Below are 12,737 nucleotides of genomic sequence, written 5' to 3'. Positions count from 1 at the left end.
CATGCAAGACCTCGACTTCTACTTCGCGCTCTCGTCCGGACGCCAGCTGCTCGACGGCCTCTGGGTCACCTTGTACCTGACGTTCTGGTCGAACATCATCGGACTCACCTGCGGGTTCTTTCTGGCGTTGGTCGGAGTTTCCCATGTCAGGGCGCTGCGCTGGCTCTACACGGCCTATGTCGAGGTCTTCCGCTGTACGCCAATTCTGCTGCAGATCGTCTGGTTCTTCTTCTGCGTCCCGATACTCTTTAATGTCTATTGGTCAGGCGAGTTTTTGGGCCTGCTGATCCTCGGACTGAACCTGACTGCGTTCAACGCCGAGGCCTACCGGGCCAGTATCCAGGGAATTCCGCCTGCACACCATGACGCGGCGATCGCGCTTGGACTCGGCAGGCGAGTAACGGCGCTGCATGTCATCTTGCCCCAGGCTGCCCGCAACGCCATGCCCGTGCTTGTCACGAATGCTATAGGTGCATTTCAGCAGAGCGCCTTGGTCGCCCTCGTTGGCGTGGCGGATCTAATGTACCAGGGCAAGCTCCTTTCGACACAGACCTATCGCCCGATCGAAGCGTACACGAGCGTCGCGATCATCTACCTCGTGATATCGGTGACTTTCGGTCAAATCGCCGGGTTCATCGAGCGACGCAACGAACTTTATCGGTAGGACGGATCATGGCCAGTTTTGATATAACGTTCGTCGCGAAGTACTGGCAGACCCTTCTCATGGGGTTGAGCCTCACGCTTCAGTTCACCGCGATCTGCATCGTATCGGGCGCGCTGCTCGGACTTGTGCTGGCGTTGATGTCGCGCTCCTCGAACCCATTCGTTCGCGCTGCCGTCCGAATGTATGTCGAGCTCATACGCGGCGTCCCCGTTCTGATCCTGCTGTTCTGGATCTTCTTCTGCTTGCCGGTCATCACAGGCCTGGAGATCGGCAACTTCGTCTCGTCGACCCTTGCACTCACATTGTTCATGGGAGCAGCGACCTGCGAGTCATTTCGCTCCGCCTTGAAGTCAATTCCTCCTGAACAGTACGACGCCTGCACCGCTCTCGGCCTGACCAGCAAGTCGCGTCTTCTGGATGTCGTTGTTCCGCTGATGGTGATGCGGGCAATCCCGAATCTGCTGTCGAACACCGTTGCACTGTTCAAGGAGAGTTCGCTCGCCTCGGCCGTGGGCACGGTGGAGCTGATGTACATCGGTCAGAACATCGCGAACTCGACCGCGCGTCCCATCGAGGTTCTCACCGTTGTGGGGATTCTTTACTTCATCGTCGGCTTCCTGCTCACCCGCCTCGTTTCACTTGCGGAGACACGGGTGCTGAGCCGTCTCGCAACCTGAAACACATACAGGACACACTCATATGATCACGCGCAGCCTCACCAACGCTCGCATGAGCCAGATCGTATCTTTCCAGAACTTCGTCTTCCTTGCGGGGCAGGTGGGCGAGCCAGGAGACGAAGTCGCCAAGCAGACGCGCGACACCCTTGCCAAGATCGATGCGCTGCTCGGTGAGGCGAATTCCTCTCGAGAGCACATACTCCGCGCCGAAATCTGGCTCGACGATATGCGCGACTTCGCTGCTGTGAACGAGATCTGGGAGGAGTGGATGCCGTCCGGACACGCACCCGCACGCGCATCCGGCGAGGTCCGGGTTGGTCGGCCGGGCCTCAAGGTCGAGATCCTCATCACGGCAGCGCAGACCCAGGGATAACGTATCCCATGAAAGTCATCGTGCTAGGTGCCGGCGTCGTCGGCACGACATCAGCCCATAAAGTGGGAAAGGCGGGACACGAGGTTATTGTGGTGGATCGACATTCCGGTCCCGCGCTGGAGACCAGCTTCGCGAACGCGGGCGACTGCTCGCCATTTGGCGGTACCTGGATGCCATTAGCGCTCGTATGAGCGCGCGCGAACCTGCCAGCCTGGTGACCAGGTCATCATTTGCAACTCCGTCTATCTCGACGAAAGCCAGATCACCTCAATGAAACCGAAGGCGCTCACGTTCGACCACTCGCGTCTCGCCGAACATAGGTTGATGCACCTCTTATGCGGAGCCTCGCACGATTAGCTTGCCGGGCAACATCACAGTCTCGGCCTCCCGCTGTCCCATGATCATCTCAACGATCGCCTTCATCATCTCGATCTTGGGCTGTTCGTAGGTCGTCAGGTCGTAGGCCGCAGAAGCGCCAAGGTCCAGATTGTCGAAACCCACGACAGCCACGTCCTCAGGCACTCGTAGGCCAAACTCGCTCCGGACAACGTCCATTGCGCCCAAGGCAAGAATGTCGTTCTCGCACATGAGAACATCGATCCTCTCCGCGGCGGCAGTACGTTCCAGATATTTGCGCACGGCGTCCGCACCTTCCTCGGCGCTGTATCTCTCCGCGGCAAGCTCGACGACATCGGCCACGCCTTTTCCACGCCAGCAATCGATGAAGTGCCGACGTCGACCGAGTGCGGTCGACAGCGTCTTCGCCCCGCCCATGAAACCGGGACGGCGATACCCCTTTTCGTGAAGGTAATCGACGATCTCGTGCAGCGCGCGTTCAGCGTCGCAGGCCACGGCGGGGACTCCCTCGATCTGGCTGTCCCGCGCGAGCACGAACATTGGCGGCAGCCCGGGTCCCAAGCGCCTGTCCCTGAGCGTCTCGTCTCGGAAGGCCGTGCCGAACAGGATAATCGCGTCGACCTGCCTCTGGTCGGCATTTAGCAGCGCATGCACATGGTCGAAATGGCGATTGATGTTGATGAGAACGGCGACCAACCCTTCGGCCTGCAGCCGCTCCGTGAGCACCTCGAGAAAGGGGAGCTTGTGCGGATTGGCGAAGTCGTCGACGAAGACCGCGATCTGGTGGGTGAGGTTCGTTGCCAGGCTGCGCGCCAGCAAATTGGGCGAGTAGTTGAGTGCCTCGGCTGCTTCGAGGACTCTGCGCTTGCTTTCCGCTGTGATCGACGCCCCGGGCGTGAAGGCGCGGATCACGGTCCACTTGGAGACTCCCGCCGCCTCGGCGACTTCCTTTGCCGTTGCCCGCTTACGCATGAAATGAACGTTCCATTTTTTGATCCGCCGAAATGAATGCTTGATTTTATCTCATCTCTCGCTAGGATGCACCTGTTTGCTACCGGTAGCACGAACGATTGCACCCGGTAGCAAAGGAGATTTTTGGCCGCCCCGGAGGAGAAGGGGCTTTGGGAGGAAATGATGAAATCTGTTTGGAAGAGACTCACCCTCGGCGCTGCCGCCTTGGGAATCATGATCACTGGCGCCGCTGTCGCGAGCGCGCAGGAGCCCACCATCATCGCTGTGACGCACGGGCAGGCGTCCGATCCGTTCTGGTCGATCGTGAAGAACGGCATCACGCAGGCGGGCAAGGATAGCAACGTTAACATCGACTATCGTGCCCCCGAAACCTTCGACATGGTAGCGATGGGGCAGCTCATTGAAGCCGCCGTCAATCAGAACCCCGCCGGGATCGTCATCTCCAATCCCGACCCGGATGCGCTTGGCCCGGCAATCGAAAAAGCCGTCGCCGCCGGCATTCCGGTCATATCCATGAACTCCGGCATCTCCGCCGCGGAAAAACTCGGCATCAAGCTGCATGTCGGCCAGGATGAAATGACCGCCGGTCGCAAGGTCGGCGAGAAACTGAAATCGCTTGGCCTCAAGCACGTGCTCTGCGTGAACCAGGAGGTCGGCAACGCCGCGCTTGACCAGCGCTGCGCGGGAACGGAGCAGGGTTTCGAAGGCGGCAAGGTGACAGTGCTGCCGACGACATCCGATCCGGCCGAAATCGAGGCGAAGATCCAGGCGGCCTTGACGTCCGACACGTCTGTGGATGCCGTGCTTGGTCTTTCGGCTCCGCTTGTCGGCGAGCGGGCAGTGACCGTCGTCGAGAAGATGGGGGTGGGCGACAAGGTGAAGGTTGCCTCCTTCGACCTCTCGTCCGGCTTCCTGCAGGCGGTCGCGGATGGCAAGGCGCTCTTCGCCGTCGACCAGCAGCCCTATCTGCAGGGCTACCTGCCCGTGACGTTCCTGGCGCTCAATGCGCGCTACGGCACCATCCCGGCCGGCAACGTGGCGTCTGGTCCTAGCTTGGTGACCTCCGAGACCGCGGCGCAGGTGATCGAGAAATCCTCCCAGGGCATCCGCTAAGCGGAGCCCGGCAGCCCCCGTCCCGGACGGGGGTTGCCCCTGTCGCCCGCGCATTCCGTCGACGCGAGACTGCGTTTCGCAGGCGCGCACGGACAACGACCGAGATTTTAGGAACGAACCATGACACTAGCCAACGAACAAAACGGGTCTGTAGCCAGACCCGATGAGCGGCTGAAGAAGGTTTCGACATTGACCGCAATTCTACGGCGTCCTGAACTCGGCGCTGTCGCCGGTCTGGTGCTCGTCACTATCTTCTTCCTCCTCACCGCCAACCCCGCCATGTTTACGTTGGCGGGTGTGATGAACTTCATGGCCCCGGCTGCGCAACTCGGCATTCTCGCCATCGGCGCAGCCCTCTTGATGATTGGCGGCGAATTCGACCTTTCGATCGGCTCGATGGTCGCCTTTGCCGGTCTCGTCTTCGGCACGGCGCTGGTCGTTTGGCAGATGCCTCTCAGCGTCGCCATCCTCGTGGCGCTCGCATGTGCGGTTTTCATCGGCGTCACCAATGCGCAGCTCACCATGCGCACCGGCCTTCCGTCCTTCATCGTGACGCTTGCCTTCCTCTTCATCCTGCGCGGCCTGACGCTGGTCGGCCTGAAATGGGCAAGCGGCGGCGCGACCCAGCTTCGCGGCATGAAGGAAGCAGCGGCTGGTAGCCCGCTTGCCCCCCTGTTCTCCGGAGACGCCTTCCCCGGACTGTTCACCTGGCTTGCTGAAGCCGGCATTATCGACACCTTCCCGAACGGCGCACCGAGGGTGCCCGGCATTCCGGTCGAGATTCTGTGGTTCATCGCCATCGCGCTCCTTGCCACCTGGATCCTGCTCCGAACGCGTTTCGGCAACTGGATTTTCGCATCCGGTGGCGATCCGCGTGCAGCGCGCAAGTCGGGCGTGCCGGTAGCGAGGGTCAAGACCACGCTCTTCGTCGTCACCGCCCTTTGCGCCACGCTGGTCGCCATCCTCACCGTGCTCGACGCCGGCTCGACGGACGCCCGCCGCGGCTTTCAGAAAGAGTTCGAGGCGATTATCGCGGCTGTTATCGGCGGCTGCCTGCTGACCGGCGGGTACGGCTCCGCGATCGGGGCGTTCTTCGGATCGATCGTCTTCGGCATGGTGCTGATTGGGCTGACCTACACGTCGATCGACCAGGATTGGTACCTCGTTTTCCTCGGCGGCATGCTGCTGACCGCCGTCGTCTTCAACAACGTCATCCGCAAACGCGTCACGGGAGAACGCTGATGAGCACATCTCAGACGCCCCTCGTCGAGGTCAGGAACCTCGTCAAGCATTTCGGCTCCGTCATTGCCCTCAACGGCGTGTCCATGAGCGTCTACCGCAACGAGGTTCTATGCCTGCTCGGCGACAATGGTGCGGGCAAATCGACCCTGATCAACACGCTTGCAGGCGTGCACAAACCGACTTCGGGTGATTTCCTGGTCGAGGGCCAGCCCCGCGTGTTTTCCGGCCCGCGCGACGCCCTCGATGCCGGCATTGCCACGGTCTATCAGGACCTTGCGATGATCCCGCTGATGTCGGTGACCCGCAACTTCTTCATGGGACGGGAACCCCTGACCGGCTTCGGCCCCTTCAAGCGCATGAACATGGATGAGGCCGACCACGTCACGCGCGACGAGATGTTCAGGATCGGCATCGATGTGCGTGACCCACAGCAGGCGGTCGGCACGCTTTCGGGCGGCGAACGGCAATGCGTGGCGATCGCCCGCGCAGTTTATTTCGGCGCCAAGGTGCTGATCCTCGACGAACCGACATCGGCGCTGGGCGTCGCCCAGACGTCGATGGTGCTGAAGTACATCAACCAAGTCCGAGCCAAGGGCCTCGGCGTGATCTTCATCACCCACAACGTTCGCCACGCCTATGCCGTTGGCAACCGCTTCACGGTGCTCAACCGCGGCAAGACGCTTGGGACCTATGCCAAGAACGAGATCGGCATTGACGAACTGCAGAACCTGATGGCCGGCGGCAAGGAGCTGCAGTCATTGTCGGAAGAACTCGGCGGAACGATCTGATCGAAACCTGCTCGCATGCATGTCGGTGCGGCGCGTTTCGTGCCGCGCCCCCGTTGGCACATCCAAATACGGACCGTCAAATGACAGCTCAGAAGATTTCTCCCTTCCCACTCGCAGCCTGTGCGGAAATGATCTGGCGCGACAGGCCGATCGAGTGGCGCGCCGCGCGCCTGAAGGAAATGGGTTTCGGCGTTGGTCTCTGGAACTGGCCGGAGCACGATCTCAAAAAGCTGGAAGCGACTGGCGCGACCTTCACGATCATGAACGGTTATCTGACGGGCCGTCTGACGGACGACGACGGTGCGGCAGAACTCCTCAGGACGGCACGCGAGACCGCGCAGGTTGGAAAGCGGCTCGGTGTTCAGCGGCTGAACCTGCACGGCACAGGCTTGGGCGACAGAGGCCTACCTGTCCAGCCGATCGAGATCGTCACCGGCGCGATGTGGCTGAAGGCGCGCGACACGCTCTGCCGTGTCGTGGATATGGCGGAAGAAGAAGGGGCCATCTTCACGCTCGAGAACCTCAACCTGCCGGTCGACCACCCCGGCGTGCCCTTCGGCCGCGCCGAAGATACGCTGGCGCTGGTCTCAAGCGTCAATCATCCGCGCCTCCGTCTCAATCTCGATCTCTACCATGCCCAGATTGGCGAGGGGAACCTGATCGAACTCTGCCGCAAGTGCCTGCCTTGGATCGGCGAGATCCAGGTGGCCGACGTACCCGGCCGTTGTGAACCCGGCACCGGCGAGGTCAACTGGAGTGGCATCGCCAAGGCGCTGAATGCCATGGGCTATTCCGGCCCGATCGGCATGGAAGCATGGGCCGCTGGCGACCCCGAAGCGGCGCTCGAAGCGTTCCGCACCGCATTTACCATCTGACTTTTCAACCCTGACAGGATCAAATCAATGCCCACCAAACCCGTCAATGTCGGTCTCATCGGCGCCGGCCGCATCGGTTCCTTTCACGGCGAGACCGTCGCACGCCGCCTCGTCGACGCCGAGCTCGTCGCCATCGCCGATCCCGCTCCAGGGGCTGCGGCCGGTCTCGCCGCCAAGCTCGGCGTCGAAAGCTCCTACACCGATGTCGCGGATCTCCTTGCCCACCCGGACCTCGATGCCGTGATCATCGCTACGCCGGCGCGGTTTCATACGAACATCCTCGTGCAGGCCGCCGAAGCCGGCAAGGCGATCTTTTGCGAGAAGCCGATGGCGCTGACCTTGGAGGATGCAGACCGGGCGATTGCGGCGGCACGCTCGGCCGGCGTTCCTCTTCAGGTCGGCTTCAACCGACGCTGGGATCAGGCCTTCGCGGAGGGGCGTGCCGCGATCGACGCCGGCAAAGCCGGAACGCCCCAGCTCCTGCGCTCGCTCACACGCGATCCCGGTCCTTTCGGCGCTGATCCCGACCGCATTCCGCCTTGGACCATCTTTTACGAGACGCTTATCCACGACTTCGACACGCTGCTGTGGCTCAACGTCGGAGCGCGCCCAGTGGAGGTCTATGCTGTAGCCGATGCTCTCGTCCGTCCCGACTTCAGGGACAAGGGCTTCCTGGACACCGCTGTTGTCACCATCCGGTTCGACAATGGATCCGTTGCCGTCGCAGAGGCAAACTTCTCGGCACTCTACGGCTACGACATCCGTGGCGAGGTCTTCGGCTCCGGCGGCATGGTGACCATGGGTGACGCGCGTCGTTCAAGCATGACCTTGTTCGACAAGAACGGCGTGTCGAGCGAAACCTGGCGTCGTGATACTGACCATTTCGTCCACGGTTACACAGCGCAGCTCGCGTCCTTCGTAACCGCGGTTCGTCGCGGCGAGATCCCCGAAGGACCGACCGGCATCGATGCGCGCAATGCGCTGAACATCGCGCTTGCCTGCATTGAGTCCGTCTCAAAGAAGGCAGCCGTCGCGCTGATATAATGGGGCGAGACATAAAGGCGGTCGTGGAGATGAGCGAGGCGACAAAACCTCCGGCTGACGTCACGGAGCTTAAGGGCATCTTGGCTTCAAGGGCCCTTAAAATTCCGAAGCAGCTCGAGCAGGTCGCTCGTCTGGCGCTCGCACGACCAGATGTTGTCGCCTTCGGCAGCGCCCGTTCGATCGCTACCGCGTGCTCTGTCTCTCCCACCACAGTCACACGTCTAGCTACCGCCCTCGGCTTCGACAGTTTCCGGGATTTCAAGTTGTTCTTTCAACAGCATCTAAGGAGAACTGCCAACTCCGAGTCCGGCGGTTGTTTTTGATTGGCTCCGGTCGGCCGCGGCCTCTGCGGCGGCCACTTTGTCTCGTCGACACGCGGGTAACGGTCAGCGACCGCTCTGGGGTCAGCACCGGAAATTGCGGGCGCTATCGGCGAATGACAGCCTTGGGTCGAAACCAGGGTTTCGCGAGGAAGGAGGGGCAGAGCGCCGTTCCCCACTAATGCGACAATGAGCATACCAGGCGAACGCCGGGCGCGGCCGAAGCCAGTTCGCGCCGCTTGATCGGCTAAAAGGGCAGCCGCAGGAGGTTGTCTCCGGAAACCCTACGGCGCAATTGAGGGCGCGGGTTTCCTCCGCCTGCTCCGCTTCTTGGCGGTCGTTCCGGCCGCTATGCCGGCCCACCGGGGCCGGCGCGGCTGGAAAACGCGGCCGCCAGCCCTAAAGGCTATGGGCGTCGGCGTCAAAAACCTCATTGACCTCGATCTTTACCGGGCGGTCGAATTCTACTTGAAGCCCGTCCCGCACGGCGGCGATGGCGTCAACGCCGGTATTGGCGATCAATTCCGAGTCTTCTCGGGATAACAGCACATTGGATGAAACGATCCTGTATGGTGCCGACGTTTCTGTTCGCGACATGCTCAATCCTCGTGCCTTAGCTGACCTGTCCCATGAACCGCATGCCCTCGTCCGTCCACAAGATGGATGTTCGACTTCCTGCAAGCGGTCCACCCAGGAGGAGTGTTGATCTCGACCAGGCCGTGATCAAGGAGAACGCGAAGCCGGCGCCACGTGAGTTCGGCTTCCTCGCCCCGGGCGATCAGCGCCATGTCCTCCTGAGCCTGCTGAACCGAGTTGCCGCCATCGCGGGCAACTCGGAAAATGTTGTCATCCTCTGCGCCTCTTGGGTTGTCACGAAGTTTTCCCTTGGTGGTTGATGTCCCGTGCTCACCCATTCAATCTGTGATTTCAAGCATGAGGACGCAATATCTCCGGAGGAGATTTGCGGCGGCACGCGGACCACAGCGGAAAGCCGCGCCCTCCAGACAGGGCGCAGCCCCTCACTTCGGCTTGTTGTCGTTGTCGGCTTTGGCGTTGAAATCGCACTGGTAGCTGACCTCGAGCTTGGCGATGAGCGGAAGGGAGACCGCGACCGGATCTTCAACTGGCCCTTATGGGACAGGTTGGCGACTTGACGATTGAGGTAGAGGCGAAGGCGGCGGCCGGTTTTCTGGCAGAAGGTTACGAGCGTTTTCATGAGGTGGACCCTCATTAGTGGTAGTGCGTAATCGCGAAGCTCGAATACGGCAGGCACCGCCGAGTGCACCGCGAAGCGGTCGCAACGGAGCGAAGCGGAGAGGAGAACCTTTAGGGTTGCAGGCCAAGGCTGGGCGTGGCGCGTATCGTGCGCAGCATTAGATTTCGAACAGCCACTAAGGAGATGCCGACAAGCGCGGCCTTCGTAGCTCCGGCCGCCGCCTTCGTCGTCAAGCGGCAAGTTGCCATCCGGCCGTCAGGCCGGATCTCGGTCGCGGTCTTGCTGCAGCGGGCAGGGCAGGGCAGGGCTCCAGTTCTCAATGGCCGACAACGACAACAAGGCGAAGTTAGCCGTGCGGACCGTGGATGGGAGGGGAGCACGAGGGGAGGGGCGAAAGGGGCGCCCCTCGTTCCGTTCCTGGCCCGCTCGATGCGGGCTTGGGCGGCCGGAGCGCTTTGAAGTTGGGAAGAAAATCGCCTATATTGATTTCCGGAGTGGGGACGAGCCTTGCGGCCCGCCTCCGTTTCCTAGAGCCAGAATTGGACTCGGATCCGCACTTGCCAGGTGGTCCGGGTCCTTTTCACGTCTAGGGTGATGCTAAGTGGTAGGAACCACATGCAGCACCTCCGGTTCGAGGGCGAGGCCGTCGCCTCGGTCGGGGTGGCCCATCCTCCCCGAACGCGCCGCTGGCTCGGCGCTGCTGCTTCCGCCCTCGAAACTGCTGTCGTCCTTCTTACGGAACTATGCCGAGTTGTTCACCAATGCTCGGCGGGTGCCTCGGTCCCGCTCCTTGAGCATTGCCAGCATTATTTTCTGCGTCATGCCGCGCACCTCGTAACCTTGTGCGCGGGCCGCCCCGATGATGGATTCCAAAGTCGGGTATTCCTCAATGAACGCGCGCCCAGCCAAAGGGCGCATTCGTCGGTTTCCGGGTCGGGAACCGCCTGAAGAAAGAACGTCCGCGAGGGCGGATCATAGCCTATCGTGCCCTGCTCGTCCGTTTCAGTGCCGTTGGTGATTTGCACGGTGTGTCGGCTCAAGTGCCTGCTCCTCTTGATCGCCTCTCCGGGCCGCGCAGGGAACAGCACGGCCTATCTTCGGTTGTAGTCGTAAAGCGTTTTGCACGTTTCCTAAAGCCGGAAACGCACGATCAACGCCTGATTGGGGCGGTGGCAAGCAAGCGCGAAGGCGACGATTTGCGCGATCAAGTCCGGATCGGCCGCGCCCGCCCTTTTCGCCCTGTCGGCGAAGTCCTCGGCGAGCTCGCCGTCCTCCTCGCCGACATGCTTGTTGCCAACAATCCACGAAATCTGTGCGGTCAGGACTTCGAGTCGGGTTTGATGGGATCGGCAGAAATCGAGCCCTTCCGGGTGCTCGCTGCGGTTCCGGCCTTCTCTGCCTCGGCTTCGGTCGGAAAATAGGCCATGACCAGTTTCCGGCGCTGCGCGTCGGCGGCGCTGATGAAAGCATGCCCGCCATCCTCGGTCTTATACAGCGCCCAATCGGCGGCAGTGCCGCCGAAATATGGGTCGCCCTTGCCGTAAAACTCCATTGCGGAATAGATCGTGTCGACCATCGGAACTGTCCTTTTCTCGGGATCTGAGCGAGTGATCACGCGGCGTCGGCGCCGCTGATCGTCTTCAACACGCGCTGGGCGGCGTAGCGTCCGGACTCGTTCAAGTGCCGTTGCCAAGCACCTTGCGAGGGCGACCAGCGGAAGCCGTTCGCCTTCAGCACGCGCCGCGTCGGGTCGTCCGGCTTGCCGGAAAAGATCAACTGGATCCGCGCGATGTCGGCGTTCTCCTTGATCTCGACGGCGCCGGCGCTCGTCTTGACCTCCTGGCTTTGATTGCCGCGTTCCTTCATCCTCGCAAGCGCCGCAAGGCGTTGCTGCAGGCGGCGGAGTTCGGCGCGGCTGTTGGTTGTGCTGAACCCGCGTCGGGACTGCCACGGCGCTAGTTTGATGCCTCTGGCTGCGGCTTCGGGGGAAAGGCCGGTGTTCACCGCAACGGCGGCAATCATGTCCTCTTCCGTCGCAAGGTCTTTCTCCATGCGCCGGATGATCGCGTTCGCGGCCTTCATCCGGTCGATGGAAAGAGCGGTCTCCTCGATGCGCGTCATGATCCGCTGCAAGGCGGCCGGATCGCCGGAACGGATCGGCTCATCGTCTGTGCCGTGCGGGAACGCCTTCCGCTTCGCTGCCTTTCGGGCCGTCACTTCGTGCGCCTTCAGATCGGCGCGGCGGGCGTCGGATATCTTCATACGCCTTTCCTTGCGGGCGACAGGGAAGCGGGCAGGGCCGGTGATAAACCAATTCATGCAGCGGCCTTCCGCCGCCCAATAGCGCCGCGTCAGATCGACGTGGCGGCGGGCGAAGGCTTCGATTTCAGCCTCCGGAATCGGCTCGCAAGCCTTGTTCCAAAGAGCCACGACTAGGCGCCAAACTGATTCAGCCGCTCGGCCAGGTCTCCAAGCTCTGACCTTGCGCGCCGGTCCGGAAAGTGGGTGAGCGCATGAAACTGCGGCTCGATGTCCTCCGCCGCAATGGTTGCGGCGAAGGTTCCTGCGACGATGGCGAGGATGTTGTTTTCGAGGGCCGCGATCTTCATCATGCCACTCCCTCGACAAGGGTAGGGGCCCGGCGCTCGATGCGGCATTGCAAACCTGCGAGCGCACCGGCGATGATGATACCGCCCGGCGAAACCTCGTCTGCCTTTGCGAAAACCGGGTCCAGGGCCGGACGGCAGCATTTGAAATGCTTGGCCGCATCCTCAAGGCTGGTGAGGGGGGACGTGTAGGGCGTGCTGCCATCGCCTCCGACAAGCACGATCTTGCCTGCGATCGGCGGCGGGAAGCCTTCAAAGATCGTGAAGGCGGTCAATCCGTCCTGCAGACCTTCTTCGTCGACGAAAAGCGTGTGCCGCTCGTCGAACCGCACGACCTCCAGCAGGCGGCAGCCGATAATCGCGTAAAGCGGCTGGATGCCCAGATCGACCTGAAGCTCTACCGGCTTAAAAATCGTGGTTTCCGGGTCCAGCACATAAGCGGTGTTTGCTCTTACCATTTTCTAGCCCTTTCCTTTCCGCGAAGAGGTCT

The 12,737-nt window shown here is 61.7% G+C and carries 16 protein-coding genes and 1 pseudogene; 11 read left to right on the top strand and 6 right to left on the bottom strand.

All coding sequences use genetic code 11. The annotated features are described in order from the left end of the window. The first annotated feature begins 1 nt into the window (after window position 1). The 4 genes and pseudogenes from NXT3_RS20205 to NXT3_RS20190 all read left to right on the top strand — a co-directional run. Window positions 2–664, top strand: a complete 663-nt coding sequence (locus NXT3_RS20205; protein ID WP_104840168.1) for an amino acid ABC transporter permease — start codon at window positions 2–4, stop codon at window positions 662–664. An 8-nt stretch (window positions 665–672) separates the two neighbouring features. After that, window positions 673–1,341, top strand: coding sequence for an amino acid ABC transporter permease (locus NXT3_RS20200; protein WP_104840167.1), 669 nt, complete (start codon window positions 673–675; stop codon window positions 1,339–1,341). A gap of 22 nt (window positions 1,342–1,363) precedes the next feature. Beyond that, window positions 1,364–1,714 carry a RidA family protein gene (locus tag NXT3_RS20195; protein WP_104840166.1) on the top strand — a complete coding sequence of 117 codons (351 nt, stop codon included), beginning with the start codon at window positions 1,364–1,366 and terminating at the stop codon, window positions 1,712–1,714. A gap of 8 nt (window positions 1,715–1,722) precedes the next feature. Next, window positions 1,723–1,893, top strand: a pseudogene (locus tag NXT3_RS20190) (FAD-dependent oxidoreductase); the annotation flags it as partial. A 154-nt stretch (window positions 1,894–2,047) separates the two neighbouring features. On the opposite strand, the gene NXT3_RS20185 reads toward NXT3_RS20190, so the two are convergent. After that, entirely contained in the window at window positions 2,048–3,043 is a 996-nt protein-coding gene (locus tag NXT3_RS20185) for a LacI family DNA-binding transcriptional regulator (protein ID WP_104840165.1), read from the bottom strand. A 162-nt stretch (window positions 3,044–3,205) separates the two neighbouring features. Here NXT3_RS20185 and NXT3_RS20180 point away from each other — a divergent pair, with 162 nt between their 5' ends. The 6 genes from NXT3_RS20180 to NXT3_RS20155 all read left to right on the top strand — a co-directional run bounded on the left by NXT3_RS20180 (window position 3,206) and on the right by NXT3_RS20155 (window position 8,428). Further along, on the top strand, window positions 3,206–4,156 hold the full coding sequence (locus NXT3_RS20180) for a sugar ABC transporter substrate-binding protein (protein ID WP_104840334.1): 951 nt from the start codon (window positions 3,206–3,208) through the stop codon (window positions 4,154–4,156). 120 nt (window positions 4,157–4,276) lie between these two features. Further along, window positions 4,277–5,398 (top strand): ABC transporter permease, encoded by a 1,122-nt coding sequence (locus NXT3_RS20175; RefSeq protein WP_104840164.1) that lies wholly within the window; start codon window positions 4,277–4,279, stop codon window positions 5,396–5,398. Continuing rightward, complete coding sequence (locus tag NXT3_RS20170) at window positions 5,398–6,186, top strand: ATP-binding cassette domain-containing protein (protein ID WP_104840163.1); 789 nt, start codon at window positions 5,398–5,400, stop codon at window positions 6,184–6,186. Before NXT3_RS20175 ends, NXT3_RS20170 begins: the two co-directional genes overlap by 1 nt. Before the next feature lie 80 nt (window positions 6,187–6,266). Further along, a complete protein-coding gene (locus tag NXT3_RS20165; protein ID WP_104840162.1) occupies window positions 6,267–7,061 on the top strand; it encodes a TIM barrel protein in 795 nt (264 codons plus the stop codon). A gap of 27 nt (window positions 7,062–7,088) precedes the next feature. Further along, window positions 7,089–8,105, top strand: a complete 1,017-nt coding sequence (locus tag NXT3_RS20160; protein WP_104840161.1) for a Gfo/Idh/MocA family oxidoreductase — start codon at window positions 7,089–7,091, stop codon at window positions 8,103–8,105. Further along, complete coding sequence (locus NXT3_RS20155) at window positions 8,105–8,428, top strand: MurR/RpiR family transcriptional regulator (RefSeq protein ID WP_337442174.1); 324 nt, start codon at window positions 8,105–8,107, stop codon at window positions 8,426–8,428. Before NXT3_RS20160 ends, NXT3_RS20155 begins: the two co-directional genes overlap by 1 nt. Window positions 8,429–8,824: 396 nt before the next feature. Here NXT3_RS20155 and NXT3_RS32960 read toward each other — a convergent pair whose 3' ends face one another. Next, entirely contained in the window at window positions 8,825–8,947 is a 123-nt protein-coding gene (locus NXT3_RS32960; RefSeq protein ID WP_272939862.1) for a hypothetical protein, read from the bottom strand. Between the two features lie 107 nt (window positions 8,948–9,054). Here NXT3_RS32960 and NXT3_RS31735 point away from each other — a divergent pair, with 107 nt between their 5' ends. Continuing rightward, window positions 9,055–9,321: a hypothetical protein gene (locus tag NXT3_RS31735; protein WP_158665372.1), complete on the top strand. Its 267-nt coding sequence runs from the start codon at window positions 9,055–9,057 to the stop codon at window positions 9,319–9,321. A gap of 1,638 nt (window positions 9,322–10,959) precedes the next feature. Here NXT3_RS31735 and NXT3_RS32535 read toward each other — a convergent pair. Genes NXT3_RS32535 through NXT3_RS20135 form a run of 4 tightly spaced genes read right to left on the bottom strand, consistent with a single transcriptional unit; the run spans window position 10,960 to window position 12,705 of the window. Then, window positions 10,960–11,217 (bottom strand): hypothetical protein, encoded by a 258-nt coding sequence (locus tag NXT3_RS32535; RefSeq protein ID WP_234828155.1) that lies wholly within the window; start codon window positions 11,215–11,217, stop codon window positions 10,960–10,962. 35 nt (window positions 11,218–11,252) lie between these two features. Continuing rightward, entirely contained in the window at window positions 11,253–12,071 is an 819-nt protein-coding gene (locus NXT3_RS20140) for a DUF8626 domain-containing protein (protein WP_234828154.1), read from the bottom strand. 2 nt (window positions 12,072–12,073) lie between these two features. Next, on the bottom strand, window positions 12,074–12,250 hold the full coding sequence (locus NXT3_RS32530; RefSeq protein WP_234828153.1) for a hypothetical protein: 177 nt from the start codon (window positions 12,248–12,250) through the stop codon (window positions 12,074–12,076). Continuing rightward, window positions 12,250–12,705 (bottom strand): DUF3846 domain-containing protein, encoded by a 456-nt coding sequence (locus tag NXT3_RS20135; protein WP_104840160.1) that lies wholly within the window; start codon window positions 12,703–12,705, stop codon window positions 12,250–12,252. The genes NXT3_RS32530 and NXT3_RS20135 overlap by 1 nt, the downstream gene beginning before the upstream one ends. Window positions 12,706–12,737: the final 32 nt, after the last annotated feature.

The organism is Sinorhizobium fredii, assembly GCF_002944405.1.
Lineage (GTDB): Bacteria > Pseudomonadota > Alphaproteobacteria > Rhizobiales > Rhizobiaceae > Sinorhizobium > Sinorhizobium fredii_C.
This window is presented reverse-complemented; position numbering and strand designations above follow the sequence as displayed.